The organism is Ktedonobacter sp. SOSP1-85, assembly GCF_016587415.1.
Taxonomy (GTDB): domain Bacteria; phylum Chloroflexota; class Ktedonobacteria; order Ktedonobacterales; family Ktedonobacteraceae; genus Ktedonobacter.
In genome coordinates this window covers 557758-574583 of record NZ_BNJI01000002.1, presented here as the reverse complement: position 1 = coordinate 574583, position 16826 = coordinate 557758, and the positions used below count along the sequence as shown (strand labels likewise).

Genomic DNA, 16826 nt, shown 5'->3' with positions numbered 1-16826 from the left:
GTGTATGGATTACACGACCCAACGTGAAAATGGTCGTTTGATAGAGGAGAAATACAATGACCGCGTCACATGGAGCGTCCCAGGATGGACGAACTGATTTTGATTTCATCATTGGACGGTGGAATATCCACCATCGACGGCTACGGGAGTGGCTCAAGGGTTCCGCATCCTGGGAAGATTTTGAGGGGACAGCGGTGGATCACAAGATCCTGGCGGGGTGGGGCAGTGTCAGCGAGGTCAACATGTATCGAGCAACGGGTACGGTGGAAGCTTTTTCGACGCGCCTCTTTGACCCCGAGTCAGGGGAGTGGAGCATCTATTACGCAGGAGGAACGGCAGAAGGAGCCCAGGGGACCTATACTCTCCCGATGATTGGCGGGTTTCACCAAGGGCGTGGAGCATTCTATGCGCACGAAACCTTTGGGAGCAAGCACATCTTGTGTCGGTGGCTCTGGTCGGACATTACCCCTACGTCGTGCCATTGGGAGCAGGCGTTTTCCGTGGATGGAGGAAACACCTGGGAGACAAACTGGGTAATGGATCTCAGCAGGCAGGAGAAGTAGGCCCTCTTCTTGTTACGCGACGTCCTTTTGAAAAAAGAAGCTGCCCTGCTGTCACAATCTGGGCATCTGTTCTGTCTTCTGTTTGAGGGATCTAGAAAGAGAGGTTCGCGTTAGCCCTCCTGGCGGAATCCTGCGAGAATGATATGTATCTCAGGAGTATCGCCAAAAACAGATCGTTTTGAGCGTGAGAATTGAGTCCTGGAAGAGACGCCTGTTTCTCGTTCTCATCTGAACTGTCAACGCCTTGTGGTTTCAACCCCGTTCAGACACGGAATTCGAGGGCCAATCACCACGAGAACTTGCGGTTCATACCAGGCGTCTTCTCAGGAGGAAACTATGGCAGTCGAAGAAACAAGAAAAACGAGGAAACTATGGCAGTCGAAGAAAACAAGAAAAACGAGGAAGCAGCAATCCAAGGACTCCTAGACGATTGCATCAGATCGCTTCATGACAAGAACATCGAAGGCCTCATGTCTATCTACGCGCAGGAGGTCGTGTCGTTCGACATCGTGCCCCCGCTGCAATACATAGGAGCAGATGCATTCAGGAAAGTTTGGGAAGAGGTGTTCTCGTCGTTCCAGGGGCCGATAGACTATGAATTTCACGACCTCAACATCACTGTGGGCGGTGACGTTGCATTCACCTACAGCCTCAACCGGATAAGCGGAACCAGGACCAATGGGCAGAAGACTGCTCTCTGGCTGCGTTGGACCGCCTGCTTCCGTAAGATCAACGGCAAGTGGCTGATCGTGCACCATCAGAACTCGGTGCCTGTCGATTTGGAGCATGGCAAAGCGGTGCTCTCCCTCAAGCCATAGCCATGCGCATGGGATGTTTCGGCAACAGCCTGGTACGAGAGTACACAGGAGGCTGAGCAGTTTCCGATGGCTTCACCACGCGTGAGCTAAAATCGGTAAACAAGTATATGGTCCAACCTGCGCAGCGCAGGGCTGACCTCCATCGCTCGATAAAGCACACGCATCCAGAACGGGAAGCGGGAAAACCCGACCAGTTCACGCGTTCTGAATTCCTTGACCACATCAAGCTGCTTGAGCCGCAGCTTGATGTCCTGGGGGTCATCCAGTGCCCACTTGAAGGATGCGCCCGTATCTCCAACAATCGATCAGGTCGTAGTGACCAAAGCGCGTGGGCAAACCGCACCTGGCCCTGGATCTTCTTCAAGAGTCTTGTATGGGTCAACACCTGAGCAAAGGCGGTCACTTCTGCCAACCAGGAAGGAGTCGAGGGCCTGGATTCTGGCGTAATCTGGATGGTGACTTCTGATTGCGTCATACTGGTGGGATATGCTCCTTGCCTGCCGTGCCAAAACCATGCTTCACGCGCCGCTCAAGGACGGGTCAGCCACAGCAACAAGAGAAGCAAGAACGTCGTAATGACCGCAGGAAGAACACTTTTGACCTCGACATGATGCCAGGGATGAATGGAGACGCAGAGAATCAGCAGGAGCTGCAAAAGCGCGGCGGCGAATCTCAAAGGGGGTAAGATGAGCCCGATTCCGGAAACGACCTCCACGACCGCAGAAACGTAATAGACCCAAAGCGGGTGATGTTTGAGATAACTGTTTTTCGCCCATTCCCACCCATACAGTTTCCTTGCCCCAGCAAACAGGAAGAAGATGCCAAGGACAATGCCGAGCAGGTTGACTACGAGCGATGTTGTTTCAAAAGACATATTTTCTCCTCAAAACCAGATGGAGGGTAAGCAGTAGAGGCAACATGGTGTCGCAAAATACGATATACTGTCGCTGAATGGAGTATAGGGCGACAGCCGAGCACAAGCAAGCATCAAAGATGGAACGCTGTCGCATTTGACGACACAAAGGGAAAATTGATGCGCAAACACCAGGATATCCGAGCCAGGTTTACACGCAAACTCCTTCAGGAGACGTTGATTGCTTTACTGGCCGAAAAACGTTTTGAGATGATTACCGTGGGGGAAATTGCCGAGCGGGCGATGGTGAATCGGGCCACCTTCTATCGCCATTATCAGGATAAATATGCGTTAGGCAACAGCCTGTTTCAAGAAGCGATTGATCAACTTACCTGCGATCTGCGCTCTCCACTTAAGTCCCCCTCCGCCTCCGAAGTCGAGGGGGCGACCCTCCTCCTGGCTGCCTCTTTCACACACATTGCTGAGTATTCGAGTTTGTATCGGGTGATGGTGAGGAATGTATGGTTCACCGCAAAGATGTATGACACCCTGGCGGAACTGCTGGGCAAGCGTCTCCATCTGCCCCCTAGAAGTTCGCAGAACGCTCTCGAACGAATGCCAGAAGAGCTAGCCGTTGCTTCTCTGACGAACTGGTTAATCAGTATGATCCGTTGGTGGCTCGAAAATGGAATGCCCTATCCCCCCCAGCAAATGGCGCTTTGGTGCACCACCTTTGTTTCCTCTGGGCTTTTTCAAGCTATAGGCATTCTAAACTGATGAAGCAGGACGCTGGACTCTCGTTGCGCATCCCGTGGGCATTGGGAGGACACACTTCAAAGGTTCCTCTTCTATAAAGGGTTACGTCTCATAAGGTGACAAACAGCGGAAGGTCCTGGCATCATGCCAGGGCCTTCCGCTGTTTACTTATCTCCTTCGTCTTCATGGTCTAGCGCAAATTCATCTACACAGTAGTGCAATTCTTGCTGCTTCTTATCCTGGCGATTGTATGACTGGAGGATCTTTCAGGAAGCAGGCCGCTAGCAGAGCGATAGCGCAGAAGACCAATACAGCTAGGAAGCCATGCTGGAGAGCAATCATGAATGTCGCAGTTGTTTGCTTGCCAGAACTGATGAGAGACTGGTTGACTACAGCGCCTATTAGAGCTACTCCTAGCGTTGAACCAACTTGACCGAGATAGCGTATGACCGCGCTGCCCACGCCCAGTTGTGTCAATGGCAACACGTTCTGGGCCGCGAGATAGAGTACGGAGAAAATCGAGCCAATGCCAAGCCCGGCCAAAACCATACAGATGATCATCGCCAGGAGGTTAGTTGGAGGCGCTATGCGTGTCAGAAAAAAGACCCCACAGGCCATAATGCTTATGCCCACAATAAGTATTGCCTGGTAACGTTTGCGTATAGCAATTAACCAGCCAGCGAGGGTTGCTCCCCCGGTGATGGAGAGGAGAAAGGGCGTGATGCTTATGCCCGCGCTAGTGGCTGATAGACCCCATATTACTTGCAGGGAGAGTGGTAGATAGATCGCCAGGCCAAGAAGGATCATATATACCAGCAGAGCCAGGGCTGCGTCTGCTGCAAAGACCTGGTTGTGGAAAAGATGCAGGGGCAGAATTGGTTCTGACGCGTGATGTTCAGCGTACAGGAAGAACAATAAAAGCATGGCAGCGGCAACTAGCATGCCATCCACTTGCGGCAAAGTCCAGGCCGAGGGCTGGCTGCTCCCCCAGGTAAGTCCCAGCAGCAGGCATGTGGTGGCGCTCATACATAGGAGTGAGCCAGTAATATCGATGCGCTTGAATATTGAGCGCCCATCGGGATTGGGACTGCGTTCCGAGATGCCTGAAGGCAATAACAGGAGCAAGGTAGTCAGGGCAATAATGCCGAGTGGGAGATTTAAGTAGAAGATCCAACGCCACCGTGTCATATTTGTGACGAACGGAGTAAGCAAGGGGCCGTGATCGGTAAACCAGCCGCCCAGTCCTGGTCCGAGCAGGTTGGCAAGCGCATAGACGATGTTGACGCTCATCTGCCACTTGGCCCGTTCTTCAGGCGGAAAGATGTCGCCGATGAGTGTCGCCACCAGGGTAATCCCCATACCAGCTCCCAGGCCCTGCAAGGCGCGAAAAGCAATGAGTTGATCCATCGTTTGCGAAATTCCGCAGAGGAGCGACCCCAGGAGGAAGAGACAGGCTCCACCAAGCAAAAGCCACTTGCGCCCAAACTGATCTGAGAATTTCCCAACAACAGGAATTACGATAGTAGAGGAGAGGAGATAGGCCGTTGCAACCCAGCTATATCGATCAGCGCCTTGAAACTGATGAATGACCTGTGGTAGCGCGGGGCCAACCATTGTGTTATCGAGTGCTTCAAGAAAGAGAGTTGAGAGTAGAGCCGCGAGTATGCTAAACAGCATCAAGCCCTGCAAGCGACGCTTAGGCAGTGTAGATGGAGTGCTATCCATGAAAGATGCTTCCTCTTGCTTAAATGTGTATCGAAATCCATTGCGATAATTTCAAGGTTTTTTAGAGCATAGCATGGCGGAAATCGGCTGTCAAGGAGAGTGCCCTGATTACTAAGGTCAAATAGGATACGTTTGACAGTCCTGGAGGTAGTGCGTTACACTGTCAAATATACTGTCGAAATGGTTATCGAAAAGGTGTGAGATGGCGAAATCTCCAGAAGAGCCGCCGCTGACAATGGCACAGATTGCTGCTGTGGCTGGCGTTTCGGTTGCGACGGTCTCGAAAGTGATTAATCAACGCACGGACGTGGCTCCAACTACCCGTGAACGCGTGGAGCGGGTGATGGCGGAACGAGGCTACATGCTTAATAAAGCAGCCCGCTCGCTAAGAAAAGGAAACAGCGGGCAGATCGATTTTCTCGTTGGGCAAGAACTGAACAGTTACTATGCGTTCGAGATCTTGCGCGGCGTCGAAGAGGCCCTCCTGCCTACAGAGGTACGCATGGTGCTTGCCTCAACCCACGCCCTTAGAGAACGAGAGCAGCAGTGGCGGCAGAGACTATCCGAAGGGGCGATCGATGGAGCAGTCCTGGTTCTCGCTGACAAGCGGTCTCTCTACCTACAAGAACTAACCCGTCGTGGTATTCCCTTTGTTGTGGTGGATCCCTTTGGAGAATTGGGACCAGAAGATCTTTCGGTGAGCGCGACGAACTGGTCTGGTGGAAAACTAGCGACCGAGTATTTGTTATCTCTGGGCCATCGTCGTATTGCGGCCCTGATGGGTCTGCCTGATCATCCTTGCACACAAGATCGGATTGCTGGATATCGTCACGCCCTACAAGAGGCAGGCGTCCCTGTTGATCCAGCGCTGATCCATTTTGCTGATTTTCATGCCGAGCAGGCATATCAAGAGATGATGCAGATTCTTGCGTTGCCAGAAATGCCTACAGCCATCTTTGTAGGGAGTGATGAGCAGTGTCTCGGCGTGTACAGAGCATTATTTGAGCGTGGCATAGCGGTCCCAGGAGCGATGAGCGTGATTGGATTTGACAATATGCCTTACGCGGAATGGGTGACGCCTGCTTTGACGACTATCCACCAGCCCCTCTTAGAGATGGGGCGTGTCGCGACCAAGTTGTTGTTGCGTTTGATAGCTGGTGAGCCGGTCGAGAGCGTTCGTATTGAACTTGCCACCCCCCTCATCAAACGCGCGTCCTGCGCGCCACCGCGGGGAAACCTCATCTCCAATCCAGCAAGCATTCCTTGATTGGAGGTGAGTAGATCTGTCCCCTCTCTTAATAATCTTTGTTTACCTCGGCTTTGTTCACGTATCAACCTTGCTGCATGCGCTTTAGCCGATCTTCGAGTGCTTGCATATCGGGCAGAAACCATACGTCGTTGCCACGATTCGTTTCGTAGACATAATCGTTGAATGCGCGGCTCTGAGCTGCGTATTTAGCTATATCGCCCAGGATTACAAGGTGGCGCCTGTAGGTGACGAATTTCTGAATGAAGTGACCTGCAAGTCGGGTCTTGAGCTGGAAAAAATCATCTTCAAGGCGCTCTACTGGTACAATGATCCATTCTACCCCTTGCTGAAAGGTCTCACCAATCAATTCCACAGCATCCTGTTCGCTTCGCAGCTTGGCCCCCTCTGGCGCGCAGACGAGAACCTGAACGCCGTGAATTGTCGTAAGTGTATCGGACATCGTACCTCCAATGTTTTATTGTTTATTGTAGCAGTCATTGGGTTGTAGGGTCCAAGCTAGCTTGGACTTACTCTCGGAGAACGATGCGCGTTGCTCTAGCGAGAAGAGTCCAAGCTAGCTTGGACCCTACAACTCTGTCATCCATTTGCCCTGGCGGTAGACAATGTGGCCCTGGGAGAAGCCAACCGACTCGTAGGCCTTGCGGGCGGCGGTGCGCTCAAGGTTTGTCTCAACGAGGCCCTTTTCTGCTCCATGCGCCTGGAAACGGTGCAGCATTTCCAGCAGGAGGACGCGCCCAAGGCCCAGGTGCTGATAGCGTGGATGGACGCCCAGTGGCTCGATCTGGGCCACGCCGCGCTCAGGCGCCAGCCAGCCAACACAGAAGCCCGCCAGCTCGCCACTGGGGGCGCTCACGACTATGTCGAGTTCGGGCCGGTACGGGGGCATCTGGAGCGTGCGCGCTCGCCATTCTGGCGTCATGGAGGTGCTCTCGAAGGCCGCCCGGTGAAGCTCGGCATAGGCCGCGACCTCCTGCTCGCCCGCGAGTGGTCGCAGGGTAAAGCCCTCGGGTAGGGCTGGAACTGGTGGGAGATCTGTCAGCGGATGCTCAAGCGCCACATAGTGATCCCCTTCGTCCAGCAGATAGCCACGCGCCTCGACCAGCTCGCGCCGTGCCAGGTCGTCATCGCGAAACTCGACCCAGTAGGGGAGAGGTCGTCCGCGCTCCGCGTCCAATTTTTGAAAGCACTCCTCAGCCCAGGCGAAGATATCTTGCTCAACCTGCTGTGCCGTGGGTCCCGGCAAGATAAAGAAGTCGAGCGCGGCCCAGTAATACTGCCAGGCCGCGAAGCCTACAATTTGTCCCAGGGTGTCCTCCCACAGAACAGCGTCACGCCCCTCTTGCATACGCGGCGCACTCAAGCGCCAGGGCAAGTCAACCACGTGGCGAGAGGAGAGTGGCATAGCGGCGACCAGGGGCAGGATGCGCGGCACATCAACCATGCCCCGAAAGGGAGAGCGTGTAATAGACACGAAATGGCTCCTTATTAGTGGCAAGAAATACGAACTAAACATTATTATAATATCCCTACGCGTGATAAAGTTAGCAACATATGGTACTATCATATACAGGACTTTGTATTTTGTAACGGCAGATCGATATCTCTTTAACGGCTGTGAAGGAGCAACTTATGAATTCTACTCCTCCAATGCTTCCTGGTTCGCCTGTGGTTGGCAACTTGCTTGAGTTTATGAAAGATCGTCACGGTCTCTTGCAGAGAGGATTTGATAGCCTGGGTCCTGTGTTTGGCATTCGCCTGCTCGGTCAGCCGGTGGCCTTTCTGATAGGTCCAGAGTATCAGCAGATTTTCTTTACTGAGACAGACAAAAAACTGAGCATGCATAAATCTTATGCCTATCTCAAGGCGGCCCTGGGCGAGGTCGGGTTTACTGCACCGCCAGAGGTATATTTCGCGCAGCGCCCCATTCTGCTCAAACCTTTTAAGAGCGAAAGAATGATCAAGTATCTTGGTATTATGCAATTGGAGGTCCAGCAGTGGCTTGATACCCTTGGGGAGCAGGGAGAGCTGGAATTGAGGGCCGCCGTGACGCAGGTTGTGCAGAATGTGGCCGCGCATGCCTTGATGGGTAAAGACTTTCGCGATAGTCTGGGGCCAGAGTTCTGGAAGTTGTACTTGATACTGGGCAAAGCCATTGACCCTGCTCTCCCACCTTACTTGCCCTTGCCAAAATTCATTCGCCGTGATCGGGCCAAGAAGAAGCTACGCGAAATGATCTGGCCCTTTGTCGTCGAGCGGCGTGCCCATCCCGAGCAGTATGATGATTTCCTGCTGGACTTCGCTACAGCCACGTATAAAGATGGTACGCCAATGGAGGATGACGCGGTTATCGCAACCATTATGGGACTGATGTTTGCTGGGCATGAAACAACCGCTGGCCAGGCTGCCTGGACTATTATTCAGCTCTTACAGACGCCCTCGTATTTGCAACTGCTCCAGCAAGAGATTGCCGACCGCTTTCCTCCTGGTGAAGCCCTCACGGCCAAAAACCTCAGTTCCATGAAACATACCTTCTGGGCCGTTCAGGAGACAACCAGGATGCATCCCTCTGCCGATGTGCTTGCGCGTAGAGCCGAAGAAGACATTCAGGTTGGCGAGTATCGGATTCCCAAGGGATGGAATTTGATGGTCGCGGCAGACATTGCCCAGCGGCTGCCAGATCTCTTCCAGAACCCTGCTACCTATGATCCACTGCGTTATGCTCCCGGCCGGGAAGAGGATCGTCAGCATCGCTTCTCTCTAATTGGCTTTGGCGGTGGAACGCATAAATGCGCAGGCATGAACTTTGCCAACAACGAGATGATGATTATTACCGCGCTTTTGTTCCAGCAGTTTGACCTTGAGCTGATCACAAAAGATCCTCGTGTGGATTACGGCCTGGGTGCCGCCCGGCCCGAAAAGACCTATATTCGCTATAAGCGCAAAAGCACCAACCATGCTTCCCAAGCGTCGACGACAGAAGCAACGGCAGAGCAGAAGTGTCCTTACGCGACATCAAAGACCGAGGATTAGCGCTAGAGCCTTGTAGGATACCGACCCATTTCGGAGGAAGAGCATCTAGTAGGCGCGTGCTTTAGCAGCGCCATAGCCATTGTATTATCATATCATATGTTATACTTGATGCAGTATTGTGTATGAGGAGGAGGATAGTATGGCGATAAACCCCGAGAGGCAAGCGTTGCCCCGATATGGCTCGCCTATCAGCGAGCAAGAGTATGAAGCGCTGGAGCGCGCTTACCCTGAGCTTCGCCTGGAGCTCATCGGCGGCAGGTTGTATTATAATCTGGCTGGTGGCTCACGCGCACACGCAACGATCTGCTTGAATATATCGGCAGAGTTACGAAGCCAGCTCAAAAGAGGCTCAGGCCCTTGCTTTGTCGTTGGCTCAGATATGCAGGTGCTTGCTAATGGTGAAAAAGTCTATCCAGATGTCACTATCTCATGCGATGTGGCAGACCACAAACAAGACATTAAGATCATACAATCGCCGCATATAGTGGTAGAAGTCCATTCCCCATCAACTGAGTACAAGGATAAGAACCATAAGCTCCAGGCCTATATGGCATGTAGCACTATCGAAGAGATCATGTTTGTGAACCAATTCGCTCCCGAAGTCCGGGTCTACTCTAGATCAGGAGGCGAATGGCGCTACCAGGACTACCAGCGCGGGCAGCTTCTGCATTTGGCGAGCCTGGACCTGCAGCTAAGCATGGATGAGATTTACTACGACATTGAATTTGAGGAGCCGCTAGAAGAATCGTAAACTGACTCGCGGTGGGCTGGTGCGCGTCCCGCCGGCTGTTTGGGTGGTGCCCCAGCCTTGATGGGTGGGATGGCCCGGGTTGTGGCTTCTTTGGTAGAGAGCGTTATCTTCTGGCCGTGATGCCAGGTTTGCAGGGGGTCGCCATCCAGCAGGCGGTAGCTGGCCTCGCCCGGCTTGATTTCGACGAGCAGGCAGCGGCCCTTGAAGAGGATGCGGAAGACCAGGCGTGTAATCCCCTCAGACAGGCGGGGCGCGAAGGTGAGCGAGCCATCCTGACAGCGCAGGCCTCCCAGGCCCGCGACGAGGGCGGTCCAGCTTCCAGCCAGTGAAGCCATGTGCAGCCCATCCTGGGTGTTATGCTCCAGGTTATACAGGTCCATAAGCGCGGCCTCGCTCAGGTAGTCATAGGCGAGCTGAAGATGACCAACCTCGGCGGCGAGCACGGCCTGGGTGCTTGCTGAGAGCGAGGAATCGCGCACGGTGAGCGGCTCATAGTAGGCGAAGTTGCGCGCCTTGAGTTCGGCAGAAAAGGCACTGCTGAAGAGCTGCATGGCGAGCACGAGATCGGCCTGCTTCACGACCTGCTTACGGTATAGATGGACATAGTGGTAGTGGAGAAAGAGAGGATACTCATCTTTTTTCGTCTGCGAGAAGTCCCATACCTCGTGTTCCGTAAAGTTCTCGTCCTGTGGCGTCACCTTGAGGCGCTTATCGTATGGCAAAAGCATGTTTTCAGCGGCACTAAGCCAGCTCTTGACCTCCTCATCCTTGACGTTGAGCTTATGCGCTGACTTCGGGTGGCGTTCGACCGCCTCGGCGGCGGCGCGCAAGTTGAGCTGTGCCATGAGATTCGTATAGACATTATTGTCGGCCAGGGCGCTATACTCGTCGGGTCCGGTCACGCCATCTATGCGAAACTTGCCTTCAGCATCTTCGCAACCAAGCGAGCGCCAGAGCCGGGCGGTCTCCACGAGCAGGGGCAGGCCAACCTCTTGCTCAAATTTGAGGTCATTGGTGGCTCCTACATAGTGCACGACCGCGTAGGCGATATCGGCGTTGATATGGAAGGCGGCGACGCTCGCGGGCCAGTAGCCTGAGCACTCTTCGCCCGCGATGGTGCGCCAGGGGAAGGTTGCACCCTTCAGGCCAAGGAGTCGCGCGCGCTCACGTGCCTGGTCCAGAATAGAGTAGCGCCAGTAGAGGGCATCGGCTACCACGGAAGGTTGGGTGAGCGTCAAGACTGGCAGGACGAAGATCTCGGTATCCCAGAAAGTATGCCCATCATAGCCGGGGCCGGTCAGACCCTTGGCCGGGATAGGTCGGTGCTCGCCCCTGGCCCCAGCTTGTAGGATGTGGAAGAGCGCGAAGCGTACCGCCTGCTGAATCTGGGGATCGCCCTCGATCTCGACATCGGACCGGCCCCAGAAGGCATCCAGGTAGGCGCGTTGTTCCGCCAGCAATCCCTCCCAGCCCGTTAAGCGCGCCGCCGAGAGCGCGGCAATGACCTGGTCGTGGATGGCAGGCCGAGAACGCAGGCTCGACCAGCCGTAGGCGATAAATTTGACGATGCGGATCTTCTCGCCTGGCTTCACCTGTGCCGTCACAGTTAAACGCGCGATATCGGGTGAGCTATCGACATCAACGGCCATTTTCTCTGGCCCCTCAATCACATGGTCCATCGCCGCCCCGATGCGCAGGCCACTCTCCTGGGTGTGGTGTACTAGCAGCCCAAGCATCCCTTTGGCGTGGTTCTCCTCACTCACCAGCTGCTTGGTAATCGTGCTTGCCGCGCGTGGGTCACCCTGTTTTGTGGATATTTCTTCGTTGGCGACCAGCTCGGACTGGAGCACGAGGCGCATGGGCGTATCTATTGGCTCGACCTCATAGTTGATCGCCGCTATGGCGCGTTGGGTAAAGGAGACCAGCCGGGTGGAGGTCACCTTTACCGTTTGCCCGGCGGGCGAGGTCCAGCATACGCTGCGGCGCAGGACGCCATTTCTTAAGTCTAGTTCGCGCTCATGGCTATGGATGGTACCATAGCGGATGTCGAATGGCTCATCCTCTACACTCAAGCGGATCAGTTTGCCATTGGTAACATTGATGATCGTCTGCCCGGACTCAGGGTTGCCGTAAGCGCTCTCCGCGTAGGGGAGGGGATGCAGCTCGTAGACAGAGTTTAGATAGCTGCCGGGTAGTCCGTGAGGCTCGCCCTCATCCAGGTTGCCGCGTAGCCCGATATGTCCATTTGAGAGCGCGAAAATAGACTCCGTCTGTGCCAGGACATCAAAATGCAGCTTTGTCTCGCGTACGCTCCACTCCTCCACTTTGAAGGCAGGATGCTGAATCATCTCCTCTTCCTCTCTTGTTTCTGAGTCCCATGCAAGCATGGACCCAACAATGTTATGTGCAAACACTCAAGTACATCACGAGTGAGGAGTAGAAAACGATGAGAGTAGTAAAGATAATAGGTTGTGTGAGTGGGCTGGCAGAGCCAGCCCACTCACACAACCTATTATCTTATTCTGTACAAGCAAACAGATATATGGCATAATCATGCGGATGAGTTTTCATTACGCATGTATTTATTTGTGAAGGAACAGAACATCTATGCAATGTCAGAATTGCCATAGTGAATTGCCTGAGGGAGCCAGGTTTTGCTCGGAGTGTGGAACCTCGATTGCACCTGCTCCCCAGGCGGCACCTACGCCATCTGAGGTATTTCAAAGTTCTCCTTTCGACCAGGAGCAGGGAGCATCCCATGCGGCATCCGAGCCGACTGAGGTCTATCAGGCACCCGCGTCTTATCAAGAGTACGGAGCGCCAGCGCCCTATCAGGAGTATGCAGCTCCGTCTCAGCTAGCTCCTGCCCCTACGGCGTATGCGTCTGCGCCGGGAACGCCTGCCCCTGGCGCTCCCTATGCGGGCTATCCCGCGCCGGGCTTTCCATCCAATGCCAATGATCCATATGCCACACAGAGCGCATACGCTCCATATTTCGCCGGGACGGCGCCAAATCAGCCTCGCCGTCGTAAGAAGACTGCTCTCATCGTCACGCTGGTGACAGTGATCGCGCTGGTTGTGCTTCTAGGTGGTGGCATAACTTATTTTGTCGCCCAGAATAACCAGAGGAGCCAAGCTGTTCAAGGCCTGCAATGGGACAATCCGAACGCGCTTTACTCCGGAGTGCAAGCCTTACCTCCTACAACGACCTCTAAGCTCGATAGCGCGAGTGGAAATTCCTGGACAGAGACTGTGTCCGCTTCTAATAGTCATCCCTATGCCTGTGAGTATAAGGATGCGGCATACCATGTAACGCTGACGAAAGTGAAGACTATTTATACATGCAAAGAGAAGACAAGCTATAGCGACTTCGCAATGCAGATTGATGCTACAATCGCACAGGGAGACGAGGGAGGGATCTCCTTCCGCTATCCCAGCCAGGGCAATCACTATACCCTGCTCTACAGCACGCAAGGTGCCTACAGGGTGCTTGTCTACAGTGGTGGACTGTATAAGTACTCGCTGCTTTCAGGCGCGCACTCCGATGAGTTTAAAACGGGCTCGCAGCAGGTGAACACACTTATGCTCATTGCGCACAAATCGACCTTCCATTTTTACGTCAACGGCAAATTTGTAAATAGCTTTATTGATAACACTTATGCCAATGGCGCCCTTGGCCTGACCACCTACGCCAGGAATAGCACCTCCGAGATGAGCTTCTCCAACCTCAAAATCTGGCGCTTGTAGGGTCCATGCTAGCATGGACTCCGAGCGAAGCGATATCCATGTGGGAGGGGAAGGAAGCCAGCATCCCACACTCGTGCAGGAGAAAAAGGATGTGCTTGTAAACGGCGCACCTACCTTTTTTCTCCTGCCGAGTGTGGGGAGTATCAACCGTGTGCAGCTGCCCAGTAGGAGGACTGAGGTAGGTGCGCCGTTTACAAGCACATCCTCAGTCCTCCTGCATGGGCGGTGGGCTTCCTTACACTTTAATACGTGTGCAGGATGTGCAGCATGTAATCCTTGCGGTTCAAGGGGTTGAAGTCGGCGCGCTTTCTGGTGGGGAAGGCGTCCTCTATTTTGCGAAACCCGGAGGGCTTCGTCAGAAAAATGCCTTCGCCCTCGGTAAACGAATGCAGGCTTCTTTTAAACTCCTCCGTCGTCGCCACGGGTAGCGTACCCGCCAAGAGAAAGGTTTCGCCGCGCAGGATTGGTCTCTCAACACTTGCCTTTAGTGCTGACAACCTGAACATAGCCTGGCTGATAACATGGGCGGGGGCGCTCAACTCGAACTGGTTCAGGGGCTCATAGACCCCGGTACCCGCCTGAGAGAGTGCCTCCATCACCACAAGTGGCACCAGGTTACGGAAGTCAGCCGCCGTTGAGACAGGGCTGCTGTAGCCGGTATGCGTCACGATTACGACAATGTCGGTGACCTCCCAGCCGTAGAGTCCTTGTTGTAAGGTCTCGTAGACTGTCTCTTCAATCGCCCGGTGAAAGGCGAGGGGAAGCGCGCCCAGCTTTACCTCTAGCCTATAGCTGATGCCGCTGCCAGGGGGCGCTGGTTCGACTCTAAAGCCAACGGTTGCATAGAAGGGATTTCCTCCTTTTCCCATCTCCTCCAGGGCCTGCCCGGTCCCGGCGGGCTTTTCGATGCAGACGACCCTTGTCTCTGAGAATTGGACGTCCAGGCCATAGTTTTCCTGAAGCATCGTTTCGATGACTTCTTTCTGTACCTCGCCAAAGAGTCGCAGGTAGATCTCATGATGAAAGGTATCTTGCAGTACTTTGACCAGCGGATCTTCTTCCGATAGCTCCAGCAGGGCTTGATAGAGCCGGTGACTCTGCTCCTGGTGCCGGGCTTCGATACGTGCCTCCATTTGCGGGGCCACAAAATGCAGATCCTTGATGCTGTCGGACCACTCTCCCACGACATCGCCAATTTTAATGTCCTTCAGGCCCCAGACCTTGCAGAACTCGCCCGCCTCGACGCTGGAAGACTGAAGCATTTTCCCTTCCCAGAAGACATGCAGCTTTTTCACCTTGTCTGTGTGGGTTTCGACCTCGCTCTCGCTGATTTTTCGGCTCACAGGCACATACTCTCTGACATGCAAGCTGCCCGAAAAGATCCTCACATAGGCGATCTTCTCGCCCGATGCCTCCTTCTCAATCTTGAAGACGACCCCAGATAAAGGGCCATCCTCTGACCTGGGATTTTCTGAGAAGAAGGTTGCGACGCCAGCGAGCAGTTCAGCAACGCCGATCCCGGTCATAGCTGAGCCAAAGAAGATGGGGTACAGTCTGGCATCTCGAACCTGGCGCTTCAGTGCCTCTTTGACCTGCTTTTCTGCCACTTGCTCTTCGTTGACGTAAGCCTCAAGGAAGGCCTCGTCGTTGAGCGCGAGCAGCCCAATGCACTCCTCCATGAAGGCTGGATTTTTGGCGTAGCTAAAGCTATTTTCGACAATAAAGGCCTGCTTTGTGCCGAGATCTTCAGGGGTATAGAGGGGAAGCACTGATTCCGCGAGCTTCTCCTTGATATGCTTGATGAGGGTGTGGGATTGTGCTCCGCTTCGATCAATCTTGTTGATAAAAATGATCGTGGGAATACCAAGCCTGGTGAGGAGGGACATGAGGAACTTGGTTTGCGCTTGAATCCCCTCCACGGCGGATATCACCAGAATCGCCGCATCTAGCACGCTGAAAGAACGCTCAACCTCGGCGATAAAGTCTGCGTGCCCGGGGGTATCAATCAGGTTGATTTTAAGGGTTTTATCTAGCGTTTTATCTTGTATAAAGAAGGAAACGACCGAGGCTTTAATCGTGATGCCTCGTCTCTTCTCCAGGTCTAGTGAATCGGTCTGGGTATTGCCCTGGTCAACGCGACCAGTGGCGTCGATGACATGGGTTTCAAACAGTATGCGCTCCGTCAGGCTGGTCTTTCCCGCGTCTACGTGCGCGACGATCCCAATGTTCACTGTTGTCATTCAGTACAATCCTCTGTATGTGCTCTTTTCTCATTTTCATCTCCTTGTTTGTATTGTTGAATTGGCGCATGTAATTCTCCATTCTTTTGTGGTAATGCTACATAGTAGCGATATTTAATAGCTGTACCATATACGACGAGAGGCCCTTTTGTCAAGATAGTTTAGGGGTTTAATTATTAATCTACTTGCGTGCCAGAATGCTTAAGCAAAACGGCTTATCAGCATATGTGCGTCGCATCTCTTCTGGAAGATAGCCCTCTGGTATTTCACCGACGAGGCTCTCGGCTGTATCGAGGATCGTCAAACCACAGGCCTGGATTGCCTCCAGGTAATCATCTTTGGTACGCTCTACGGTGGGAAGATGATAGAGTACTCCCGCGCTCCGGAAGGCCGTCCTCCAACCGTAGAGGGTATGGTTGGGATGAAAATCGGTAATGAGCAGGGAACCACCATCCTGCAACACACGCGCAAACTCCTGAAGCGTATGGGCCAGGTCAGGAACGTGGCACAGCGTGAGAGCACAGATCAGCAGGTCAAACTGGCCTGCCGCGAAAGGCAGACCGCTATCTAGCGAGAGGAGGTGAAAATCAATCGGCAGGGCTTCGCGCTGTGCCGCAAGGCTCGCCACGGCGAGCATCTCGGGGGACTGATCAATTGCGGTGACATATGCTCCGCGCCGGGCGAGTTTTAAGGCATGCCTGCCGGTCCCGGTGCCCACATCGAGTACCTTGCTGAACGAGAGCGGAGCCAGCAGCCGATCTACCTGCCGTTCTTCAAGAAAGATCAAGCCATTTTTTTCCTGATCATACGAGGCAGACCAGAGGGCATATCCCTCTTGTACACTGACTTCTTGAATAGGAATTTTGCTCATACTTCCTCTTTCATGCAAAAGAGACAAATAATTCAGAAAACTTGTAGCAGCCTGCTCTATTGTACAAGCTCTTTTCTCTTTTTTACAAGAAAATCCCTCTCGAAGAATCGAAGCCTATTTCTCAAATTCTGCTTTCAAGGGCTATAATTTGTTTTCGAGAGTATAGACAAAGAAGGACAAGCATGGATGTCTCTTTCCTTGC

Annotated in this window: 15 protein-coding genes; 7 read left to right on the top strand and 8 right to left on the bottom strand. The window is 53.6% G+C overall.

What is annotated here, in order from left to right; all coding sequences use genetic code 11:
• The first annotated feature begins 56 nt into the window (after positions 1-56).
• Both KTE_RS30740 and KTE_RS30735 read left to right on the top strand, forming a co-directional pair.
• Positions 57-563, top strand: a complete 507-nt coding sequence (locus KTE_RS30740) for a hypothetical protein (protein ID WP_201388259.1) — start codon at positions 57-59, stop codon at positions 561-563.
• A gap of 371 nt (positions 564-934) precedes the next feature.
• Entirely contained in the window at positions 935-1381 is a 447-nt protein-coding gene (locus tag KTE_RS30735) for a nuclear transport factor 2 family protein (RefSeq protein ID WP_201388257.1), read from the top strand.
• On the opposite strand, the gene KTE_RS30730 is transcribed toward KTE_RS30735, so the two are convergent.
• Complete coding sequence (locus tag KTE_RS30730) at positions 1371-1856, bottom strand: hypothetical protein (protein WP_201391120.1); 486 nt, start codon at positions 1854-1856, stop codon at positions 1371-1373. The two genes, KTE_RS30735 and KTE_RS30730, sit on opposite strands and share 11 nt — an antisense overlap.
• A gap of 54 nt (positions 1857-1910) precedes the next feature.
• The gene (locus KTE_RS30725; RefSeq protein ID WP_201388255.1) at positions 1911-2255 is read right to left on the bottom strand and encodes a DoxX family protein; all 345 of its coding nucleotides are present in this window, start codon (positions 2253-2255) and stop codon (positions 1911-1913) included.
• A 159-nt stretch (positions 2256-2414) separates the two neighbouring features.
• Here KTE_RS30725 and KTE_RS30720 point away from each other — a divergent pair, with 159 nt between their 5' ends.
• Positions 2415-3011 carry a TetR/AcrR family transcriptional regulator gene (locus KTE_RS30720; RefSeq protein ID WP_201388253.1) on the top strand — a complete coding sequence of 199 codons (597 nt, stop codon included), beginning with the start codon at positions 2415-2417 and terminating at the stop codon, positions 3009-3011.
• Positions 3012-3224: 213 nt separating this feature from the next.
• Here the strand turns inward: KTE_RS30720 and KTE_RS30715 are convergent, their stop codons facing one another.
• Complete coding sequence (locus KTE_RS30715) at positions 3225-4715, bottom strand: MDR family MFS transporter (RefSeq protein WP_201388251.1); 1491 nt, start codon at positions 4713-4715, stop codon at positions 3225-3227.
• Positions 4716-4917: 202 nt separating this feature from the next.
• On the opposite strand from KTE_RS30715, the gene KTE_RS30710 reads away from it, so the two are divergent.
• Positions 4918-5982, top strand: a complete 1065-nt coding sequence (locus KTE_RS30710; RefSeq protein ID WP_201388249.1) for a LacI family DNA-binding transcriptional regulator — start codon at positions 4918-4920, stop codon at positions 5980-5982.
• Between the two features lie 64 nt (positions 5983-6046).
• On the opposite strand, the gene KTE_RS30705 is transcribed toward KTE_RS30710, so the two are convergent.
• A complete protein-coding gene (locus KTE_RS30705) occupies positions 6047-6424 on the bottom strand; it encodes a DUF4180 domain-containing protein (protein WP_201388247.1) in 378 nt (125 codons plus the stop codon).
• A gap of 126 nt (positions 6425-6550) precedes the next feature.
• The gene (locus KTE_RS30700) at positions 6551-7456 is read right to left on the bottom strand and encodes a GNAT family N-acetyltransferase (RefSeq protein ID WP_236600744.1); all 906 of its coding nucleotides are present in this window, start codon (positions 7454-7456) and stop codon (positions 6551-6553) included.
• Positions 7457-7614: 158 nt separating this feature from the next.
• Between KTE_RS30700 and KTE_RS30695 the strand changes: the two genes are divergently transcribed.
• Both KTE_RS30695 and KTE_RS30690 read left to right on the top strand, forming a co-directional pair.
• Positions 7615-9015: a cytochrome P450 gene (locus tag KTE_RS30695; RefSeq protein WP_201388245.1), complete on the top strand. Its 1401-nt coding sequence runs from the start codon at positions 7615-7617 to the stop codon at positions 9013-9015.
• 139 nt (positions 9016-9154) lie between these two features.
• Positions 9155-9766, top strand: coding sequence for a Uma2 family endonuclease (locus tag KTE_RS30690; protein ID WP_201388243.1), 612 nt, complete (start codon positions 9155-9157; stop codon positions 9764-9766).
• Here the strand turns inward: KTE_RS30690 and KTE_RS30685 are convergent.
• Entirely contained in the window at positions 9727-12114 is a 2388-nt protein-coding gene (locus KTE_RS30685; protein WP_201388241.1) for a glycoside hydrolase family 65 protein, read from the bottom strand. The genes KTE_RS30690 and KTE_RS30685 overlap by 40 nt on opposite strands.
• 259 nt (positions 12115-12373) lie before the next feature.
• On the opposite strand from KTE_RS30685, the gene KTE_RS30680 reads away from it, so the two are divergent.
• On the top strand, positions 12374-13513 hold the full coding sequence (locus tag KTE_RS30680) for a family 16 glycoside hydrolase (RefSeq protein WP_201388239.1): 1140 nt from the start codon (positions 12374-12376) through the stop codon (positions 13511-13513).
• A gap of 242 nt (positions 13514-13755) precedes the next feature.
• On the opposite strand, the gene KTE_RS30675 is transcribed toward KTE_RS30680, so the two are convergent.
• Positions 13756-15753: a translation factor GTPase family protein gene (locus KTE_RS30675; protein ID WP_201388237.1), complete on the bottom strand. Its 1998-nt coding sequence runs from the start codon at positions 15751-15753 to the stop codon at positions 13756-13758.
• A 181-nt stretch (positions 15754-15934) separates the two neighbouring features.
• A complete protein-coding gene (locus KTE_RS30670; protein ID WP_201388235.1) occupies positions 15935-16624 on the bottom strand; it encodes a class I SAM-dependent methyltransferase in 690 nt (229 codons plus the stop codon).
• Between the last annotated feature and the right edge of the window lie 202 nt (positions 16625-16826).